Origin of the sequence: Bradyrhizobium erythrophlei (assembly GCF_042430365.1) — a bacterium.
Classification (GTDB): Bacteria; Pseudomonadota; Alphaproteobacteria; order Rhizobiales; family Xanthobacteraceae; genus Bradyrhizobium; species Bradyrhizobium erythrophlei.
On the sequence record NZ_JBHMET010000068.1, the window covers coordinates 25,804 to 43,831 of the forward strand.

An 18,028-nucleotide genomic window follows, 5' to 3' on the forward strand; every position below is an offset into this window, starting at 1 on the left:
CGGCGACGCTGCGCAGTCGTTCAATGCGTCAGCACAATCGACACCTGGATCTGCCCGCGCGTGCGCAGCACCTCCAGCGACACTTCGCTGTTGTGGCGGCGCAGCCGGAGATCGACGCTGGAGGCACCGAGCCTGAGGTCGCGCAGCACCATCTCATTGAGGAATTCCGGCAGGCGGGGATCGCGCAGGCGGATCTCGCCTCTGATGGCGTCGAACTCGAGGCCGAGCGCCGCCTCCAGCAGCGTGAATGCCGTGGCGCTCGCCCAGGCCTGCGGCGCGCAGGCGACCGGATAGAGCACCGGCCCGCGGCGGCGCTCGCGGCGGAAGCCGCAGAACAGCTCGGGCAGCCGCCGCAGGTCCATGTAGCTTGCGGCGTCGAACAGCGCCTTGAACAGATGCGCCAGCGAATGCTTCAGGCCGTAGCGCGCCAAGCCGAGCGCGATCAGGGCGTTGTCGTGCGGCCAGATCGAGCCGTCATGATAGGACATCGGATTGTAGCGCGCTTCGCCGACCGCAACGGTGCGGATGCCCCAGCCCGAGAAGAACTTCTGGCTCATCAGATCGGCAGCGACCCGCCGCGCCCGGTCTTCGCGCACGATCCCGGTAAAGAGAAGTTGGCCGGCATTGGAGGTGCGGACCCGGCACGGCTCTTTGGCGCCGTCGAGCGCCAGCGCATAGGTGCCGAGCTCCTCGCACCAGAACGCCGCCTCGAAGCGTTCGCGCAGGCGTTCCGCCTCGGCCTCCAGCGTCGTGGCCTTGTCGAGATATCCGAGCCGGCGCGCCGCGCGGGCGGCAAGCTGCTTGCCGGCAAAGACGTAGCCCTGCACTTCGCACAGCGCGATATGGCCTTCGGCCAGCCTGCCGCCGGCATGGAAAATGGCGTCGAACGAATCCTTCCAGCCTTGATTGCGAAGGCCCTGCTCCGTCGCCCGCTGATATTCGACAAAACCGTCGCCATCCGGATCGCCTGGGCCGTCGATCCATTGCAATCCGGCCTCGATCGCAGGCCACAGCTCGCGCAGCGTCTCCACATCGCCGGTGCGCTCGAGATAGAGCCCGGCGAGCAGCACGAACAGCGGCGTCGAATCGACGCTGCCGTAGTACAGCGCGAACGGCACCTCGCGCAGCGCCGCCATCTCGCCGCCGCGCATCTCGTGCAGGATCTTGCCGGGCGCGGCATCCGCCAGCGGATCGACGCTCCTCGCCTGGAAATGGGCCAGCCGCCTCAGCACGCCCCTGGCGATCCTGGGATCGACCCACAACATCTGCATCGCGGTGATCAGGCCGTCGCGGCCGAACGTCGTTGAGTACCAGGGGATACCGGCATAGGGATAGCGGCCCTGCGGCGTCTCGGTCATCAGCATGTTGAGATCGGCCATCGCCTGGCACAGCACCTCGTTGAAGATGTTGTTCGAGGTCTCGATGCTGGTGGCACCCGCCGACGATCCCCGCATCTCGCGACGATGCGCCAGCAGACCGCGGAAGAACGGCACCGGCTTCTGCATGATCGGCTTGTTGCAGGAGACGGCAATGAAGAGCGAGGTGGCCCGCCCCGGCGCGAGGTCGAAATGATAGGTCGCCGCGTTCACCGACAGCCGGGTCGGACGCGGGTCGAAATGCAGCGCCGTGATCCGCGACTGGCCGTCGAGGCCGCCATACTCGAGCACGACATCGTTCGGCCCCAACAGCTTGCTGGAGCCGGTGCCGCGCCGCGCGCGGCGCTCGCCGCGCACCTCGAACAGATCGGCAAAGTCGTTGTCGAACAGCAATGTGAGATCGAAGCTCGCCGGGCGGTCGCCGTGGTTCTGCAAGCCGATGCGCTGATAGGCGGTGCCGCGCCACAGGAAGATCGAGCGCACGATGTGCAGCGTGTCCTTTTGCAGCACCAGGCGGTCGTTGCGATAGACGTCGGAATTGGTGAGATCGACCGTCAGCGCCGAATTGTCGTCGCGCAGGTTGGAGCCGAGCAATAGCGGCTGGACCTCGTCCAGCACCATCTCCAGACGTGCGAGATAGCGCGTATCGGCGTTGAACAGCCCGTCCGGCCCGCCGGCGGAGGCGCCGATATCGCCATGGCTGTCGAGCACGATGAAGGTGTCGTCATGCTTCAGCGAGCGCCGCGGCCGCGCCGCGGGCCCCGTCATCGGAATGTAGAACGGGGATTCGACTTCGACGATGCGGGCACTGACGATTTGCGTGACGACGTCGGCTGCCATCTTCACCTCGGACGAACTCTGTTGCGGCAACGCACGCACCGGGACGCAACAACACTGGCCGATATCGGATCAGGCCGCGCTGGTGGCCAGGCGACCCATTTCGCGCGCGACCAGTTCGCGGTAGGGGCCCTTTCCCTGCACGAGGATGTCGGGCGGACCGTCCTCGATGATACGGCCGCCCTGCAGCATCACGACGCGGTCGAAATTCCGCAGGGTCGCGAGACGATGCGCAATCGCGATGACCGTACGCCCGCGCATCAGGCGCGACAACGCCTCGCGGATCGCCTCCTCGGACTCCGCGTCGAGCGCGGCGGTGGCCTCGTCGAGCAGCAGGATCGGCGCGTCCTTCAGGAAGGCGCGCGCGATCGCGATCCGCTGCCGCTGGCCGCCCGACACCTTGATGCCGCGGTCGCCGACGATGGTGTCCATGCCCTCCGGCAGCGCCTCGATGAAATCGCAGCGCGCCGCGATCGCCGCCCGCAGCACCTCGTCGTCGGTGGCGTTCGGCCGGCCGTAGCGGATGTTTTCCATGATCGAGCGGTGGAACAGCGAGATATCCTGTGGAACCACCGAGATCGCCTCGCGCAGGCTTTGCTGGGTGACGCGGCCGATATCCTGGCCGTCGATCGCAATGCTGCCGTGGTCCACGTCGTAGAAGCGCTGCAGCAGCGTGAACAGGGTGGACTTGCCGCCGCCGGAGTGGCCGACCAGGCCGACGCGCTGGCCGGGCTGGATGCGCAGGCTGAAGCGTTCGAACACCTGCAGGCCGCCGGGATAGCGGAACGAGACGTTGTTGAAGGCGATCGCGGCGCCGCTCTTGACCAGGGGTTCCGCCTCCGGATGGTCCCTCAGCTCATGCGGCTGCAACAGCGTCGCCAGCGCCTCGGTCAGCCGTGCCACATGCTGGGTGACGTCGACCAGCGCGACCGCGAGATCACGGGTGGCGCTCAGGATCGAGATGCCGAGCGTGCAGACCAGAACGACGTCGCCGGTGGTGGCCGCGCCTTGCTGCCAGAGATTGATCGCCCAGGCCAGCATCGCAATGGTCAGCACCACTGTCACGCCCGCATGCGTGAGCCGGAGCTTCTCGAGATAGCGCAGGGAACGGCCGCGCGCGGCGAGTTCCCGGTTCACGGTCGCGTCGAAGCGGTCGTGCTCGTAGCCGAGGCCGCAGAACGAACGCACCAGCGGCAGGTTGTTGATCACGTCGACCATTTCGCCGTCGACCGCCGCGGCCTTGTTGGCGAAATCGTCATGCAGCGGCTTGCCGGCGGCCGCCATGTGGAACATGGCGATGACCATGGTTCCCGAGATCGCAACCAGCACGGCCGACATCGAGAGGCTGACGGTTCCAATCAGCGCGATCGCGGAGAAGGTCGCGATGCACGGCGGCAGCACGTTCCACACGAACATGTTCTCGACCGTGAACACCGCGTTCGAGGTCGCGGTGATGCGGCTGGTCAGCATGCCCGGCAGCCGGTCCGAGAAATAGCTCGGCGCATGGCCGGTGAGATGGCGGAACATGTCGCGGCGGAGATCGCCGGTGACACCGACAAAGGTGAAGCTCGCTGTCCAGCTTGCGACCCGCCACAGCAGGTTGTCGGCGGCGATCAGCGACATGAGGAAAGCGAATGCCAGCCATACGCCACCCGCGTGCGACGCGCCGGCCGACAGGCTGTCGACGAGGTTCTTCACGCCGTATTGCGTGCCTACCGAGCAGGCAACTGCCGCAACAACCGCCGACAGGATGACGACATGCGACGCGCGCCGCCGGCGCAGATAGCGCAACACAAACGGAAAGGGGCGATGCGCGTATCCTGACAGATGATCCATGACGTCCTGCAAAACCTGTTGAGGGTGAACGAGAATTCTCTAGACGCGACTCTCGTGCACGATGACGTGAAGTGCGGTGGACTGATTCCTTGGTGCAGCCATCACTGCGCAACAATTTTGCACCGCTGGCGTCGGCAAAAACCTGTTGGAGTGAGATGGCATCAGCAAGACCACAGTGTGTGTGAAACAAGAAAGGACCGGATCGCACACCCCTAGGGAACTTCGCACGTGCAAGAACGTTCCCGTGTTCGGCATGCCAGTGCCATCAGAGGGCTGAGGGTAGTTCACCACATCAGACACAGGAGACGGAGAGATGCGCATCGCGCAGGTTGCCCCGCTGACGGAGGCTGTTCCCCCCAAACTGTACGGCGGCACCGAACGGGTCGTGCACTGGCTGACCGAAGAACTTGTAGCCCTCGGACATGACGTCACGCTGTTCGCCAGCGGCGATTCCCGGACCTCAGCGAAGCTCGATGCGACCTGGCCCAAGGCCTTGCGTCTCGACGGCTCCGTCCGAGATGCCAATGCGCTGCATATGGTGATGCTGGAACGCGTGCGACAGAAATGCGACGACGACGAATTCGACTTCCTGCACTTCCACCTCGACTACTATCCGTGGTCGCTGTTCTACCGGCAGCCGACGCCGTTCCTCACCACCCTGCACGGCCGGCTAGACCTTCCCGAGCACCAGCCGGTCTTCAACACTTTCTCTAAGATCCCCGTGATCTCGATCTCGAATGCGCAGCGGCGTCCGGTGCCGCAGGCGCATTGGGTGCGGACCATCCATCACGGCCTGCCCGAGAACCTGCTGACGCCGCAACCGGTCAAGCCGTCCTATCTCGCGGTGCTCGGCCGCATCGCGCCGGAGAAAGGTGTCGACCGCGCGATCACCATCGCGACCCGCTGCGGCATTCCCCTGAAGATCGCGGCGAAGGTCGATCGCGCCGACCAGGATTATTACGACGAGCTGATCGGCCCGATGATCGAGAACAACCCGCTGGTCGACTTCATCGGCGAGATCAGCGACCGCGAGAAGCCGGATTTCCTGAGCGGGGCGATCGGGCTACTGGTCCCGATCGACTGGCCGGAGCCGTTCGGCCTTGTCATGATCGAGGCGATGGCCTGCGGCACGCCCGTGATCGCCTACAACCGCGGATCGGTGCCCGAGGTGATCGACGACGGGCTGACCGGCTTCGTCGTCGAAGACGAGATCAGCGCGGTGTCGGCGGTCGGCCGTCTCGGCAATCTCGACCGCGGCGCGATCCGCACGCAGTTCGAGACCCGCTTCACCGCGCGTCGCATGGCGCTCGACTATCTCGCCGTCTATCGCGGCCTGATGGAAAACGCCAAGCCGCGCTTCAAGCTGGTGGCGAGCGCGGAGTAATCGGCACTCCCTCCCCGTCATTGCAAGGAGCGAAGCGACGAAGCAATCCATCTCTCCGCACAAGCGGAACCATGGATTGCTTCGCTGCGCTCGCAATGACAGCCGCGGGGCCGTCAGCTCACGTCACCACCGTCCGCTTCGGCTCGACGATCTCGAACATCCGCGGGAATTCGTCCATCAGCGCCATCAGCTCGGCGAGGCGCATCGGATCGCCCGCGACCTTGATCTTGCCGGCGCCGACCGCGTCCGGGAACGTGGTCTGCTTGGCGATCACCTCATCGAGCGTGCCGCGCGCCAGCGTGAAGCCCGCCTGTGCATCGGAGGCCTGCGCGCCCTTCACATAGGTGAGCGCCGAATTCTCGAGGTTGAGGACGAAGGTCTCGCGGGTGTCGGTGAAGGTCCAGTTCAGCACGATGCGCTTGCCGTCGGCCTTGGGGCCGTTGAGGCGGACTCCGAGCACGTCGAAGAGCTGCTCGGTACGCAGCGCGGCCAGCGTCTCGCGCGGCATCGGCGAACGTGGCGGCGTCTTCGGCATGCCCTGCCGCAGTTCCTGGGCGCCAAATAGGTACGCGTTGCGCCAGGTCGAGCTTTCGGCGGCGTAGCCGAGCTGCTCGAACGTATCGGCGAGCATCGCGCGCGCGGCTTGGTTGTCCGGTTCGGCGAACACGAGATGGCTGACCGCCTGCGCCACGAAGCGGAATTCACCCTTGGCAAAATCCGCGGCCGCGCGCTTCAGGATCGCGTCCGCGCCGCCCATATACTCGACATATTTCTTGCCCGACTCGACCGGCGGCAGCGGATCGAGATTGACCGGGTTGGCGTCGTACCAGCCGAGATATTTCTGGTAGATCGCCTTCACATTGTGCCTGATGTGGCCGTAATAGCCGCGGCCGTGCCAGGCGCCGTCGAGGCTGTTCGGCAGGCGGATGGTTTCGGCGATCTCGGCCGCGGTCAGGCCGTGGTTCATCAGGCGGATGGTCTGGTCGTGGGCGTATTTATAGAGATCGCGCTGCTGGCGGATCATGGTGTCGATCCGCTCCCGCCCCCACACCGGCCAGTGATGCTGGCCGCACATCGCCTCCGCCTTGCCGCCCCACATCTGCAAGGCCTCGCCGAGATATTTCGACCAGGCCAACGCGTCGCGCACATCGGCGCCGCGGAACGGCAAGAGATTGTGGAAATTGTGGGTGCAGTTTTCCGCAAGGTTCAGCACCTTGTAGCGCGGGATGAAGAAGTGCATCTCCGCCGGCGCCTCGCTGTTCGGCGCCATCTGGAATTCGAACTCGACGCCGTCGATCACGCGCGTGTCGCCGGTTGCGATGATCAGGTCCGTTGGCCGCAACAGCGCCACCGCGCCCGCCGCCATGGTCTTGCCGAGGCCGCAATCGACATGGCCGCGCACGCCCTTGGCGAGGAACGGCCCGAACTGATACTGCGCGCGGCGCAGCATCGCCGGCCCCGCGATGATGTTCTCGGAGACCGCGTGTTCCATGAAGAAGTTCGGCGCGATGATCGGCACGCCGGCCGCCAGCATCTCGTCGTCGACCACGCCGCGCGCACCGCCCCAATGGTCGGTATGGGTGTGGGTGAAGATCACAGCCGCGACCGGCCGCTTGCCGCGGTGCTGGAAGTAGAGCTCCATCGCGGCGCGCGCGCCCTCGATCGAAGTCAGCGTGTCCACGACGATGACACCCTTGTCGCCCTCGATCAGCGTCATGTTGGCGATGTCGAGCCCGCGCACCTGGTAGACGCCGGGCACGACCTCGAACAGGCCGTGATGCATGTTGAGCCGCGACTGCCGCCACAGGCTGGGATCGACGCTCGCCGGCGCCTTCTCCTCGGACAGGAAGCCGTAGGGCTCGAGGCTCCAGACCACTCTGCCCTGCGCCGAGGTGACCCGCGCGTTCTCGATCGTGCCGAGGAAGCCGCGCGCGGCGTCGTCGAAGTCGCGCGTGTCCGAGAACGGCAGCGCCTTCAGCGTCGCCTCATGCTGGGCGATGACAGAGGCGGACGCGGCCTTCGGACGTTCCTGTGACGTTTCACCTGCGGTGGTCTGGGTCATACTCAAGCACTCCCTCACATAACGGAGATCAATTCACTCAGCGAAACTGCAATCCTTCGAACTGGCCGCTGCGCCGCCAGCCGTCGATATATTTGAAATAGGCCAACGCGCCGGCGGGATGGCCGACATTGAGGCGGGCGGCCGGCCCGGGCTCGCGGCCTTCATTGTTGTAGTAGCCGGGCGTGCAGTCGGGCCCGCCGATCATCCGGCCGACGCCGGTCAAGAGCAGTTCGACCCAGCGATCCTCGGCATCCCTTGTGACTTCGATTTCCTTGAAGCCGTTGTCCCGCGCATGGCTGACCATCAGGGCGATGGTCCGCGCCGCTTCGGTCAGATTGTGCGGCACGTTGGAGATGAGATTGGCGCCCTGCGTCGGCTGCACGAAGAACACGTTAGGAAAGCCATGGACGTGGATGCCGTGCTTGGTGCGCATGCCCTGTGCCCAATGCTCCGACAGCTTGACGCCGTCGCGGCCGGTCAGGTCGAAGCCCGCGCGCCGGCGATATTCGGTGCCGACCTCGAATCCCGACGCATAGATGATGCAATCGAGCGCGTATTCCTTGCCCGCGACGACGATCCCGTTCTCGGTGATCTCGTCGACGCCCTTGCCGTCGGTATCGACCAGATGCGTGCCAGGGGTGTTGAACGATTGCAGATAGGAATCGTGGAAGCACGGCCGCTTGCAGAGCTGGCCGTACCAGGCCTTGAGGTTCCTAGCCGTCTCGCGATCGCGGACGATGGTGTCGATCCGGTTGCGGATTTCCTCCATCTTCTCGAAGTCGGAATCCTCGAAGGCGGCCCGCATGTTTTCCACGGTCCGTTGCTCGCGCGGCAGCAGCATGACCCTGGCGCGGATCCGCTTCGACAGGTCGGTCCAGCCGTCCTGCACCAGATCCTCCTCGGCCGATCCGCCGGCCTGGTTGGCGGTGAAATTTTCCAGCCAGCGCTGTTGCCAGCCCGGCGTCGCGATGCCGGAGAACCAGTCGGGATCGATCGGGCCATTGCCGCGCACATCGACCGACGACGGCGTGCGCTGGAACACGTAGAGCTCCTTCGCCGCGCGCGCGAGGTGCGGCACGCACTGCACCGAGGTGGCTCCTGTCCCGATGATGCCGACGCGCTTGTCGGCGAGCTTCGACATCAGCCCGCCTTTGGGATTGCCGCCGGTGTAGTCATAGTCCCAGCGGCTGGTGTGGAACGAGTGGCCCTTGAAGCGCTCGATGCCAGGAATGCCGGGCAGCTTCGGCACATGCAGCGGGCCGGTGCCGATGCCGACGAACTGCGCCGTGAATTCGTCGCCCCGCGTGGTGCGGATGATCCAACGCGATTGCGCCGCGTCCCAGGCGAGGCTCGTCACCTCGGTGTGAAACAGCGCGTTGTCGTAGAGGCCGAATTGCCGGCCGATCCGCTGACAATGCGCGAGGATTTCAGGCGCATGCGCGTATTTCTCCGACGGCATGTGGCCGGTCTCTTCCAAGAGCGGCATGTACACCATCGACGCGGTGTCGCACTGCGCGCCGGGATAGCGGTTCCAGTACCAGGTGCCGCCGAAATCGCCACCCTTCTCGACGATCCGCACATCCTCGATACCCGCCTCCGCGATCCGGGCCGCCGTGGCAAGCCCGGCGAAGCCGCCGCCGACGAAGGCAAAGGTGACGTGATCGGTCTTCGGCGCGCGCTCCGTGACCGGTGTGTAGGGATCGTCGAGATAATGCGCGAGCTGGCCCTTGACCTGGATGTATTGGTCGTTGCCGTCAGGACGCAACCGCTTGGCGCGCTCCTCCTGATATTTCTGCCGCAGCCGCGCCTTGTCGATTGCAGCCGGTTTTGCGTCCTGGGGTTGGTCCGTCATTGTCATCAGAAGGCGCCTTGTTCAGGGAAATCGGTGGCTCACTCTAGCGCCACTCAGGACGGGTGTGCAGAGAGATAGGGCGAGCTGGCGATCGACCATTCCGGCATCGGCTCCATCCGGAAGATCTGCCGGAGATGCACCTCGTCGGGCCCGTCGCCGATCCGCAACAGCCGTCCCCATGCCAGCGCCTGATGGATCGGCGTATCGTCGGAGCCGCCCATCGCGCCGAACACCTGCATCGCGCGATCGGCGATCTTCTGCAGCATCGCAGGCACTGCGACCTTGATCAGCGAGACGTCGCGCCAGGCGCCGTGATGGCCGGCCTGGTCGAGCCGCCAGGCGCAGCGATAGGCGAGCAGGCGCGCCTGCTCCAGCTCGACGCGGGATTCGGCGATCCAGCGCTGGATAGTGTCGTACTGGATCACGCTGCGCCCGAACGCGCTGCGCTCGGACGCGCGCGCCATCATCAGCTCGATCAGGAGCTCACAGAGCCCGATCGAGCGCATGCAGTGATGGATGCGCGCCGGCCCGAGCCGCACCTGCGCGACCTTGAAGCCTTCGCCCTCGGCGCCAAGAAGATTCTCGGCCGGCACGCGGACATTCTCGAAGGTGAGCTCGCCGATCGGCGCGACATGATCCTCGCAGCCCATCCAGCGCAGCCGCCGCACCAGCCGCACGCCCGGTGCATCCATCGGCACGATGATGCAGGAATGGCGGCCGGTGCGCTCGGCGCCCGCGTCGGTCACGCCCATCACGATCAGGAAGCTGCAGCGCGGATGCGCCGCACCCGTGATGAACCATTTTCGGCCGTTGATGACGTAATGGTCGCCGTCGCGCACCATCCTGGTCGCGATGTTGGTGGCATCGGATGAGGCGACATCGGGCTCGGTCATGCCGAAGGCCGAGCGCGTCTCGGCATTGAGCAGCGGGCGCAGCCAGCGCGCCTTCTGCTCCGGCGTCGCGCAGTGCTGTAACGCGATCATGTTCGGCACGTCGGGCGCCTGGCAGTTGAAGACCTCCGGCGCCCAGAACAGCCGGCCCATGATCTCCGCCAATGGCGCGTAGTCGAGATTGGAGAGCCGGGTGCCGGGCTCGTCGTCGGCAAGTTCGGGCAGGCCGAGATTCCACAGGCCCGCCGCGCGGGCCTTCTGCTGCAGCTCGGCCATGAAGGGCGGCGTATCGCCGCGCTCGCGGACATGCTCGAGCCAGGCGCGGTGGCGCGGGAGCACCTCGGCCTCGAAGAAGCTGAACAGCCGTTTCCGCCACTGCTCCGATCTGCCGGACAGCTCGAAATCCATGTCGCCTCCCGTCCTTTTGGCTGGCACATATACCTATATCGACACAATTTGCAAATTTATTTCGATATATTGACAAATATTCCGTTCTGAGACCATTATTTCGTATGACGGTACTCGCCCCTGTCGAAACCCAGGCCGATCCATCCTTTGCGACCACCCTGGCGCATGGGCTCGACGTGCTGGCCGCCTTCCGCAACCACCCAGGCTCGCTGTCGAATGCCGAGCTCGCCGCGCACACCGGGCTGTCGCGGCCGACGGTGTCGCGGCTGACCTACACGCTGGAGCAGCTCGGCTATGTCAGGCGCGACGCCAAGGGGCGCTTCGTGCTCGGGCTCGGCGTGCTCGCGGCCGCCTATCCGGTGCTGTCGGCCCTGAAGGTCCGCCAGCTCGCGCGGCCCCTGATGCGCGACTTCGCGGCTTACGCCGGCGGCACGGTGTCGATCGCGATGCCGTTCGGGCTAGACTTCATCTATGTCGAGACGCTGCGCACCACCGACGCGGTGCCGCACGTGCCCGATGTCGGCTTTGTCTCGTCGCTGGCGCCGACCGCGGTCGGGCGCTCGCTGCTGTCGCTGTTCACCAAGGACGAGCTCGACGCCTACGTGGCGCGCGTGAAGGCCGAGCGTCCGGACGAATTCGACTACGTGCAGAAGCGCACGCTGCCCGATATCGAGCTCTGCAAGGAGCGCGGCTTCGCCGTGTCGCTGGGCGAATGGCGACGCGAGATTTTTGGCGTTGCCGCCCCGCTCTACCGCACGCCGACCGGCGAATGCCTGTCGGTTAATTGCGGCATCCCTTCATTCCGCTTCAGCGCCGAGCAGATCGAGCGCGAATGCGGTCCGCGCATCCTCGGGCTCGCCCGCAGCATCCGCTCGCTGGTGGCCAACGATTAAAACGCATCGCGAAAGACGATGCGTCAGACATGGGGAGGGAGACATGCGCGGCATCACAACCGCCATCCGCTTCGCTGCGGCCATCGCCGCGGCATTGCTTGGCGGCTCAGCCTCGGTTCTCGCCGAGGACAATTATCCGAGCCGGCCGATCCACATCATCGTGCCCTACCCCGCCGGCGGCATCGTCGACATCGTCGCGCGCGCCGTGACCGAGCAGGTCGGCCGCGACTTCAAGCAAACCGTGGTGGTCGAGGCCCGGCCCGGCGGCAACAGCAATATCGGCACGTCGGCCGTCGCCCGCAGCGAGCCTGACGGCTACACCTGGCTCGTCACCGGCCCCGCGGTGCTGGTCAACCCCGACCTCTACAACGACGCCGGCTGGACCGCGGCGAAGGATTTCCGCTGCGTCGGCCTCGCGGTCTGGAACCAGAGCGTGGCGCTGGTGCATCCGTCGATGCCAGTCAAGACCATCGGCGAGTTCGTCGAGCTCGCCCGCAAGCAGCCCGGCGTCTTCAACTTCGGCAATCCCGGCACGGGATCGTCGATCGACCTCAGCGCGCAGAAGCTGTTTCAGGTCGCAGGCATCAAGCTCACCAATGTCGGCTACAAGGGCCAGCCCCAGGCGCTGATCGACCTGATGACCAACCTGATGCATTTCGAGATCGTCTCGCTCGAGCTCGCGCTGCCGCACATCAAGGCCGGCAGCGTGAAACCGCTCGCCGTCTTCACCGAAAAGCGCGTCGCTGACCTGCCCGACGTCCCGACGATTGCGGAAGCCGGCTTTGCCGAAGCCGCTTATGTGCCGTGGTACGGCATCTACGTGCCGTCGGCGACGCCGACGCCGCTGCTTACGAAGATCAACGCCGCCATCAGCAAGGCGCTTGAGAATCCCGACGTCCAGCGCCAGCTCTCGCTCGCCAACATTCCGGGCAAGCCAATGTCGCTGGATGAGCTCGCCGTGCTGATGAAGACCGACCAGGAAAAGCTGACGACCGTGATCAAGACCGCGGGCATGGCGTTGCAGTAGACCCGCTCACCCTCCACGTCATTGCGAGGAGCGATAGCGACGAAGCAATCCATGCCTCCACATGCGGACCGATGGATTGCTTCGCTTCGCTCGCAATGACGATCAGGGAAGGCCTTCGGCCTCACTTCTTCACCTTGCTCGCATCCATCTTGATGCTGCCATCGAGCATCCTGGTCGAGAACGCGTTGGTGACGTCAAACGGCTTCTCCATGCCGAGATAGGTCTGGACCAGCTCGTAGTCCTTCTTCATCCGCTCGCCGTCGATCCAGCCCAGCGCCTTGGTCGTGGTGAACTCGTCGGTCATCAGGAACTTGATGCGCTCCCACTGCCGCTGCTGGTTCTCCCTGTCGAGGCCGGAGACCTGGTCGAGCAGCGCCTTCAGGCAGGGCGCGACATCGGCGACGCAGGCCGCATAGGCCTTCTGGCTGACCCGCACGAATTCCTCGACCAGCTTCGGGTTCTTCGCCATATAGGCGCCGTTGACAACAAGCGAATTGCCGTATGGGTTGAGCCCAATGTCCTTCCAGTTGACGTAGCCGAGATCGCCGCCGAACTCGATCACCTTGAGATCGTGCTCGTTGTAGAAATCGCTGATGATGTCGACGGTGTGGCTCTTCAGCGCCGCGATCTTCGCGGTCGGGCCGACATTGACGAAGGTCACCGCATCAGGCGCAATGCCGGCGGCCTTGGCGAAGGCCGGCCACATCACGCGCGAGGCATCGCCCGGCGGGTTGCCGATCTTGTGGCCGGCAAAGTCCTTCGGCGCCTTCACGCCGTAGCTCTTCAGCCAGTAGAAGGTCTGTCCGGTATTGGCATAGATGCTCATCAGCGCCACCACGTCGGCGCCCTTGCTCTTGGCCACCAGCATGGTCGCAAGATCGGCGATACCGAACGGCGAGCCGCCCGAGCCGACCTTCAGCGCGGAGACGCCGGAGCCCTTGCCGACCTCGATGGTGAGGTCGATGCCGGCCTTCTCGTACCAGCCCTGCGACTTGGCATAATAGAACGGCGAATGGTCCGCGGTCGGCGTCCAGTTCAGCACCAGGTTGACGGCCTCGCCGGCAAACGACGGCGCGGCCGGCATCGGCAGCGCGATCGCCAAGGCGATCGCTAAGGCCGCCGCTTTCAAACCCCTCATCGCAGATCTCCTCAAGCTCCACCCGGCCTTGTCGTTGCCCGCCCCTGACGCTACCAATGCAACAGAGGCCGAGACAAGTTGTCAACTGTTTGGTTGGAAATGCCGAAGAAGAGATCGGACGACACAAAGCCGAAGCGGCGCGACCCCGTCGCCACACGGAAGAAGCTATTGACCGCGGCGCGGCGCGAGTTTGCACAGAACGGCCTGGCCGGCGCCCGGGTCGACGAGATCGCCGCCCGCGCCGGCGTCAACAAGCAGCTCGTCTACCATTATTTCGGCGACAAGGACGCGCTGTACCTCGCCGTGCTGGAATGGGTCTATGAGGAGATCCGCGCCCAGGAGCGCAAGCTCAATCTCGATGGCCTGCCGCCCGAAGAGGCGATCAAGACGCTGATCGAGGCCTCGTTCGACCACCTCGCCGCGCACCCCGATTTCATCGTGCTGCTGAACGACGAGAACCGCGGCGGCGCGCCGCATGTGCGCTCCTCGCGCCGGCTTGAGGCGATGCATTCGCCGCTGGTCAGCATGGTCTCGAAGATCCTCGGCGAGGGCGTTCGCGCCGGCACGTTCCGCAAGGGCGTCAACCCGGTCCACCTCTACATCTCGATCGCGGGCCTGAGCTACTTCTTCTTCTCCAACACGCCAACACTGTCGGCGATCTTCGGCAAGGACCTCTCCAGCGCGGCCGAGAAGCGCGCCCGCCGCAAGCACGTCGTCGACCTCGTGCTGCAGTCGCTACGGCCGTAGGCTGTAGGGCGGATTAGCGCAGGCGTAATCCGCCTTTCCCTGCGCGGCCGGGCGGCGGATTACGCCTTCGGCTCATCCGCCCTACGCACTGGCGCCTTGGCACTGATTTGCCCGACGGCGCAAGCCCCTCGCGCGAAAATATTTCTGTTTTTCGGAACGACAACTCAGTGTATGACTCCGCCCGTCCCACCCGATTGAGGGGCGGCTCGCGATCGTCACGAACGTGGTGTGGGATGCGGTGGACGCCGATGGCGTGACTGACGAGCACGCGTGAAGCGGACGGTGAAGTCGTGTGGTCCTGACGCCCCAGTGGTTGGTGTCTCCTCGCAAGACGCGAAGCGTTCTGCGAGGACGGTGACAAGAAAGCCCGGTCTCGCCGGGGAGAGCACGAAGCAAGCCGTAAAACCATCGTGCAGGGAAAGCCGGCGTGTTTTCCGGTTTCACCTGTGGTCCTACCCCTGTGCTTTTTGTTGCACAGGGCCCATGGGTGCAATCGGCACCCGGCTTTCCCTGCGCCCTCTATTCGATAGGAGGGCGGAACGAGACGCAAGACTCGGACGCATCGCGCCGCGAGAAGGCGGGGATATGTCTCTCAGACGGCGCAACAAATTCGGCGTCGTCCCGGCGCAGGCCGGGATCCATAATCACAGGCGCAGATTGCCTTGCGACGCCAGAACGACGAGTCCCATTCACAACATCCGCCGCGGAGCATGGGTCCCGGCCTGCGCCGGGACGACGCTTGTGAGCGCGGCGCGCTCTTCCCGTCATTGCGAGGAGCGATAGCGACGATCTTTCCCACCGCGGCCGATGGATTGCTTCGATTCGCTCGCAATGACGGGGACCGACTTGCTAGCTAATCAACCAACTGGTTGAAAGTTGCCGGAGACCGCGATAGGCTACCCGAGCCATCAGGAACGGACGCGATCAAGGGAGTACTCGGGTGTTCAGTGACGGAGGGCGGTCGGCACGGTCATTTGCGGTCATCCTGATCGTGCACCTTGCCGTGATCGTGCTCTGGCAGGTCGCGGTCGATGCCTTTCAGATTCCGAAGTTCATCCTGCCCTCGCCGCTCGCAACGGTGGCGACGCTCGGCGCCGCCAAATATGCCTGGCTGTCGAATCTGCTGGTGACCGCGGCCGAGATCCTCGGCGGCTTCTGCCTCGGCGCGTTGGTCGGCGTGGCGCTGGCGGTGATGTTCACCTGGTCGCCGCTGGTCAGTCTCTTGCTGCTGCCGCTGTTCGTGACGTTGAACATGATCCCGAAGGTCGCGCTGGGGCCGCTGTTCATCGTCTGGTTCAGCTACGGCATCTTTCCGAACATCCTGATCGCCTTCTCGATCTGCTTCTTCCCGATCCTGCTCACCACCGCGCGGGGTCTCTCCGAGGTCGAGCCCGACCTGCTCGATCTCGTCAAGTCGCTGCGCGGCTCGCGCTGGACGCTGTTCCGCAAGATTCAGTTGCCGGGCTCGCTGCCTTACGTGTTCTCGGGGATGAAGGTCGGCGCCATCCTCGCCGTCGCCGGCGCGATCGTCGGCGAGTTCATCGCCTCCGAGCGCGGGCTCGGCTACCTCATGATCCAGGTGCAGTCTTCGCTCGATACGCCGGCCATGGTGATGGCCGTGGTGCTGCTCACGCTGCTCGGCGTCGCGCTTTACGGCCTCGTGCTCGGACTTGAACGATTGTTCGTGGTCCGCGACGTCAGGCTGCAATAACGACAGGGACGAACCATGCTGCTCACCCGCGACACTCTGCCTGAAGCGATCCCCGATATCGCAACCCTCGACGAGCTGTTGTGCCGGCCGAGCCAGGCGCTGATCGACGATCTCAGCAAGGTCGACGGCGACATCATGATCCTCGGCGTCGCCGGCAAGATGGGTCCAACGCTGGCGGGCCTCGCCAAACGCGCGCTGCCGGACCGCCGGGTGATCGGCGTCGCGCGCTTCAGCGACGCCAGCGTAAAGGACTGGCTGAGCGCCCGCGGCATCGAGACCATCAATTGCGACCTGCTGGACGAGGCCGCGATCAAGGCGTTGCCGAAGAGCCCGAACGTCATCTTCATGGCCGGGCGCAAGTTCGGCGCCGAGGGTGACCTGTCGCTGACCTGGGCGATGAACGCGCATGTTCCGGCGCTGGTCGCGCAGGCCTTCGCCAGCTCGCGGATCGTCGCCTTCTCGACCGGCTGCGTCTATCCGTTCGTGCCGGTCGACGGCAAAGGCTCGGACGAGGCGATGGCGCCGAACCCCCCCGGCGAGTACGCGCAGTCCTGCGTCGGGCGCGAGCGCATGTTCGAATATTTCTCCCGCAAATTCTCGACCCCGGGCCGGCTGTTCCGCCTCAACTACGCGATCGACATGCGCTACGGCGTGCTGCACGACATCGCGACCAAGGTGTTTTTGGGCGCGCCGATCGACGTCAGCCTCGGCCATGTCAATTTCATCTGGCAGGGCGATGCGTCCGCGCAGGCGCTGCGCTGCCTCGCCCATTGTGACACCCCGACCTCGCCGATCAATGTCAGCGGCCACGAGATCCTGGCCGTGCGCGACCTTGCCGCCAAATTTGGCGCGCGTTTCGGCCGCAGGCCCGTGTTCGTCGGCAGGGAGGAGCCGACCGCCTGGCTGACAAATACCTCGCAGGCGGTGAAACTGTTCGGCCTGCCGATCGTCGATACCGATCAGCTCATCGCATGGACCGCCGACTGGGTCGCGCGATCGATGCCGAGCCTGGGCAAGCCGACCAAATACGAGGTGCGCGATGGCCGGTACTGACGATGTCGCGATCGTCGAACTCGGTCCTGCTGACGCGCAGGCCGGTCTTGCGCTGTCGACCGAGGCGCATTGGAACCAGAACGAGGCCGACTGGCTGACCTTCCTCAACCATGGCATCGTCTACGGCGTGCGCAGCGGCAACGATCTGATCGCTACCGCCGCGCTGTTGCCCTACTCCGTCGGCAATGCCTGGATCAGCATGGTGCTGGTGACCGCGCGCTTTCAGCGCCGCGGCATCGCGACACGGCTGGTCGATGCATGCCTCGACGCCGCGAAGATGCGGAAACTGACGGTCTGGCTCGATGCGACGCCCGCGGGCACGGCGGTCTACGGACCGCTCGGCTTCACCCCGACGGTGGAATTGCGGCGGCTTCGCCTGGCACACCCCGCACCGCCGGCGGCCACGCTTGCGCTCTCAACCGGAGACCTGGATGAGCTGATCGCACGCGACCGGCGCGCCATGGGTTTCGACCGCGGACCGCTGCTGCGCGCATTTTGCGATCGCGCAGGCTCACGCCTCGTGTCCGACGGCAAGGCCATGGCCCTCGTTCGGGATGGCCGGGTCGCACGACAGCTCGGACCATTGTTCGCGGACGACACGGCGAGCGCGCTGGCGCTGGTCGACGCCGTCGCGGAAGCCGAGGCGCGGCCCCTGATCATCGACGCCGTGCATTCGCAGGCCGCGTTCGTGACAGGCCTCACCGCCGCCGGCTGGAGCATCGAGCGTCCGTTCCAGCGCATGCGGTTCGGCCGCCCGACGACGCAGGCGACCGAACAAGCTTTCGCCGTCGCCGGCCCCGAGTTTGGATAGGAC

General features: G+C 65.3%; 13 protein-coding genes. 7 read left to right on the forward strand and 6 right to left on the reverse strand.

The annotated features are described in order from the left end of the window. Window positions 1–20: 20 nt before the first annotated feature. Together ACFFWD_RS12340 and ACFFWD_RS12345 are read right to left on the reverse strand one after the other, a co-directional pair. The gene (locus ACFFWD_RS12340; RefSeq protein ID WP_376965335.1) at window positions 21–2,216 is read right to left on the reverse strand and encodes an amylo-alpha-1,6-glucosidase; all 2,196 of its coding nucleotides are present in this window, start codon (window positions 2,214–2,216) and stop codon (window positions 21–23) included. A gap of 69 nt (window positions 2,217–2,285) precedes the next feature. Continuing rightward, window positions 2,286–4,049 carry an ABC transporter ATP-binding protein gene (locus ACFFWD_RS12345; RefSeq protein WP_376965337.1) on the reverse strand — a complete coding sequence of 588 codons (1,764 nt, stop codon included), beginning with the start codon at window positions 4,047–4,049 and terminating at the stop codon, window positions 2,286–2,288. Window positions 4,050–4,362: 313 nt separating this feature from the next. Here ACFFWD_RS12345 and ACFFWD_RS12350 point away from each other — a divergent pair, with 313 nt between their 5' ends. Further along, on the forward strand, window positions 4,363–5,433 hold the full coding sequence (locus tag ACFFWD_RS12350; protein WP_376965339.1) for a glycosyltransferase family 4 protein: 1,071 nt from the start codon (window positions 4,363–4,365) through the stop codon (window positions 5,431–5,433). 118 nt (window positions 5,434–5,551) lie between these two features. Here ACFFWD_RS12350 and ACFFWD_RS12355 read toward each other — a convergent pair whose 3' ends face one another. From ACFFWD_RS12355 to ACFFWD_RS12365, 3 genes are read right to left on the reverse strand one after another with little or no spacing between them, the layout of a single operon-like run. Continuing rightward, window positions 5,552–7,495 carry an alkyl/aryl-sulfatase gene (locus tag ACFFWD_RS12355; RefSeq protein ID WP_376965340.1) on the reverse strand — a complete coding sequence of 648 codons (1,944 nt, stop codon included), beginning with the start codon at window positions 7,493–7,495 and terminating at the stop codon, window positions 5,552–5,554. A gap of 37 nt (window positions 7,496–7,532) precedes the next feature. Then, the gene (locus ACFFWD_RS12360) at window positions 7,533–9,353 is read right to left on the reverse strand and encodes a flavin-containing monooxygenase (protein ID WP_376965342.1); all 1,821 of its coding nucleotides are present in this window, start codon (window positions 9,351–9,353) and stop codon (window positions 7,533–7,535) included. Between the two features lie 47 nt (window positions 9,354–9,400). Further along, on the reverse strand, window positions 9,401–10,645 hold the full coding sequence (locus ACFFWD_RS12365; RefSeq protein WP_376965344.1) for an acyl-CoA dehydrogenase family protein: 1,245 nt from the start codon (window positions 10,643–10,645) through the stop codon (window positions 9,401–9,403). 104 nt (window positions 10,646–10,749) lie between these two features. On the opposite strand from ACFFWD_RS12365, the gene ACFFWD_RS12370 reads away from it, so the two are divergent. After that, entirely contained in the window at window positions 10,750–11,538 is a 789-nt protein-coding gene (locus tag ACFFWD_RS12370; RefSeq protein ID WP_376965346.1) for an IclR family transcriptional regulator, read from the forward strand. Between the two features lie 43 nt (window positions 11,539–11,581). Beyond that, on the forward strand, window positions 11,582–12,565 hold the full coding sequence (locus ACFFWD_RS12375; RefSeq protein ID WP_376965348.1) for a Bug family tripartite tricarboxylate transporter substrate binding protein: 984 nt from the start codon (window positions 11,582–11,584) through the stop codon (window positions 12,563–12,565). Between the two features lie 121 nt (window positions 12,566–12,686). On the opposite strand, the gene ACFFWD_RS12380 is transcribed toward ACFFWD_RS12375, so the two are convergent. Beyond that, window positions 12,687–13,703 (reverse strand): ABC transporter substrate-binding protein, encoded by a 1,017-nt coding sequence (locus ACFFWD_RS12380; protein ID WP_376965349.1) that lies wholly within the window; start codon window positions 13,701–13,703, stop codon window positions 12,687–12,689. 99 nt (window positions 13,704–13,802) lie between these two features. Here ACFFWD_RS12380 and ACFFWD_RS12385 point away from each other — a divergent pair, with 99 nt between their 5' ends. From ACFFWD_RS12385 to ACFFWD_RS12400, 4 genes are all read left to right on the forward strand, one after another. After that, a complete protein-coding gene (locus ACFFWD_RS12385) occupies window positions 13,803–14,450 on the forward strand; it encodes a TetR/AcrR family transcriptional regulator (RefSeq protein WP_376965351.1) in 648 nt (215 codons plus the stop codon). A gap of 940 nt (window positions 14,451–15,390) precedes the next feature. Further along, the gene (locus ACFFWD_RS12390; protein ID WP_376965353.1) at window positions 15,391–16,161 is read left to right on the forward strand and encodes an ABC transporter permease; all 771 of its coding nucleotides are present in this window, start codon (window positions 15,391–15,393) and stop codon (window positions 16,159–16,161) included. 15 nt (window positions 16,162–16,176) lie between these two features. Next, the gene (locus ACFFWD_RS12395) at window positions 16,177–17,214 is read left to right on the forward strand and encodes an NAD-dependent epimerase/dehydratase family protein (protein ID WP_376965355.1); all 1,038 of its coding nucleotides are present in this window, start codon (window positions 16,177–16,179) and stop codon (window positions 17,212–17,214) included. Next, a complete protein-coding gene (locus tag ACFFWD_RS12400; protein WP_376965357.1) occupies window positions 17,201–18,025 on the forward strand; it encodes a GNAT family N-acetyltransferase in 825 nt (274 codons plus the stop codon). The genes ACFFWD_RS12395 and ACFFWD_RS12400 overlap by 14 nt, the downstream gene beginning before the upstream one ends. Window positions 18,026–18,028: the final 3 nt, after the last annotated feature.

What these genes read in the sequence shown, in the direction of transcription:
- ACFFWD_RS12340 (WP_376965335.1), bottom strand. Translation starts at nt 2,216, where the DNA reads ATGGCAGCCGACGTCGTCACGCAAATCGTCAGTGCCCGCATCGTCGAA.
- ACFFWD_RS12345 (WP_376965337.1), bottom strand. Translation starts at nt 4,049, where the DNA reads ATGGATCATCTGTCAGGATACGCGCATCGCCCCTTTCCGTTTGTGTTG.
- ACFFWD_RS12350 (WP_376965339.1), top strand. Translation starts at nt 4,363, where the DNA reads ATGCGCATCGCGCAGGTTGCCCCGCTGACGGAGGCTGTTCCCCCCAAA.
- ACFFWD_RS12355 (WP_376965340.1), bottom strand. Translation starts at nt 7,495, where the DNA reads ATGACCCAGACCACCGCAGGTGAAACGTCACAGGAACGTCCGAAGGCC.
- ACFFWD_RS12360 (WP_376965342.1), bottom strand. Translation starts at nt 9,353, where the DNA reads ATGACAATGACGGACCAACCCCAGGACGCAAAACCGGCTGCAATCGAC.
- ACFFWD_RS12365 (WP_376965344.1), bottom strand. Translation starts at nt 10,645, where the DNA reads ATGGATTTCGAGCTGTCCGGCAGATCGGAGCAGTGGCGGAAACGGCTG.
- ACFFWD_RS12370 (WP_376965346.1), top strand. Translation starts at nt 10,750, where the DNA reads ATGACGGTACTCGCCCCTGTCGAAACCCAGGCCGATCCATCCTTTGCG.
- ACFFWD_RS12375 (WP_376965348.1), top strand. Translation starts at nt 11,582, where the DNA reads ATGCGCGGCATCACAACCGCCATCCGCTTCGCTGCGGCCATCGCCGCG.
- ACFFWD_RS12380 (WP_376965349.1), bottom strand. Translation starts at nt 13,703, where the DNA reads ATGAGGGGTTTGAAAGCGGCGGCCTTAGCGATCGCCTTGGCGATCGCG.
- ACFFWD_RS12385 (WP_376965351.1), top strand. Translation starts at nt 13,803, where the DNA reads ATGCCGAAGAAGAGATCGGACGACACAAAGCCGAAGCGGCGCGACCCC.
- ACFFWD_RS12395 (WP_376965355.1), top strand. Translation starts at nt 16,177, where the DNA reads ATGCTGCTCACCCGCGACACTCTGCCTGAAGCGATCCCCGATATCGCA.
- ACFFWD_RS12400 (WP_376965357.1), top strand. Translation starts at nt 17,201, where the DNA reads ATGGCCGGTACTGACGATGTCGCGATCGTCGAACTCGGTCCTGCTGAC.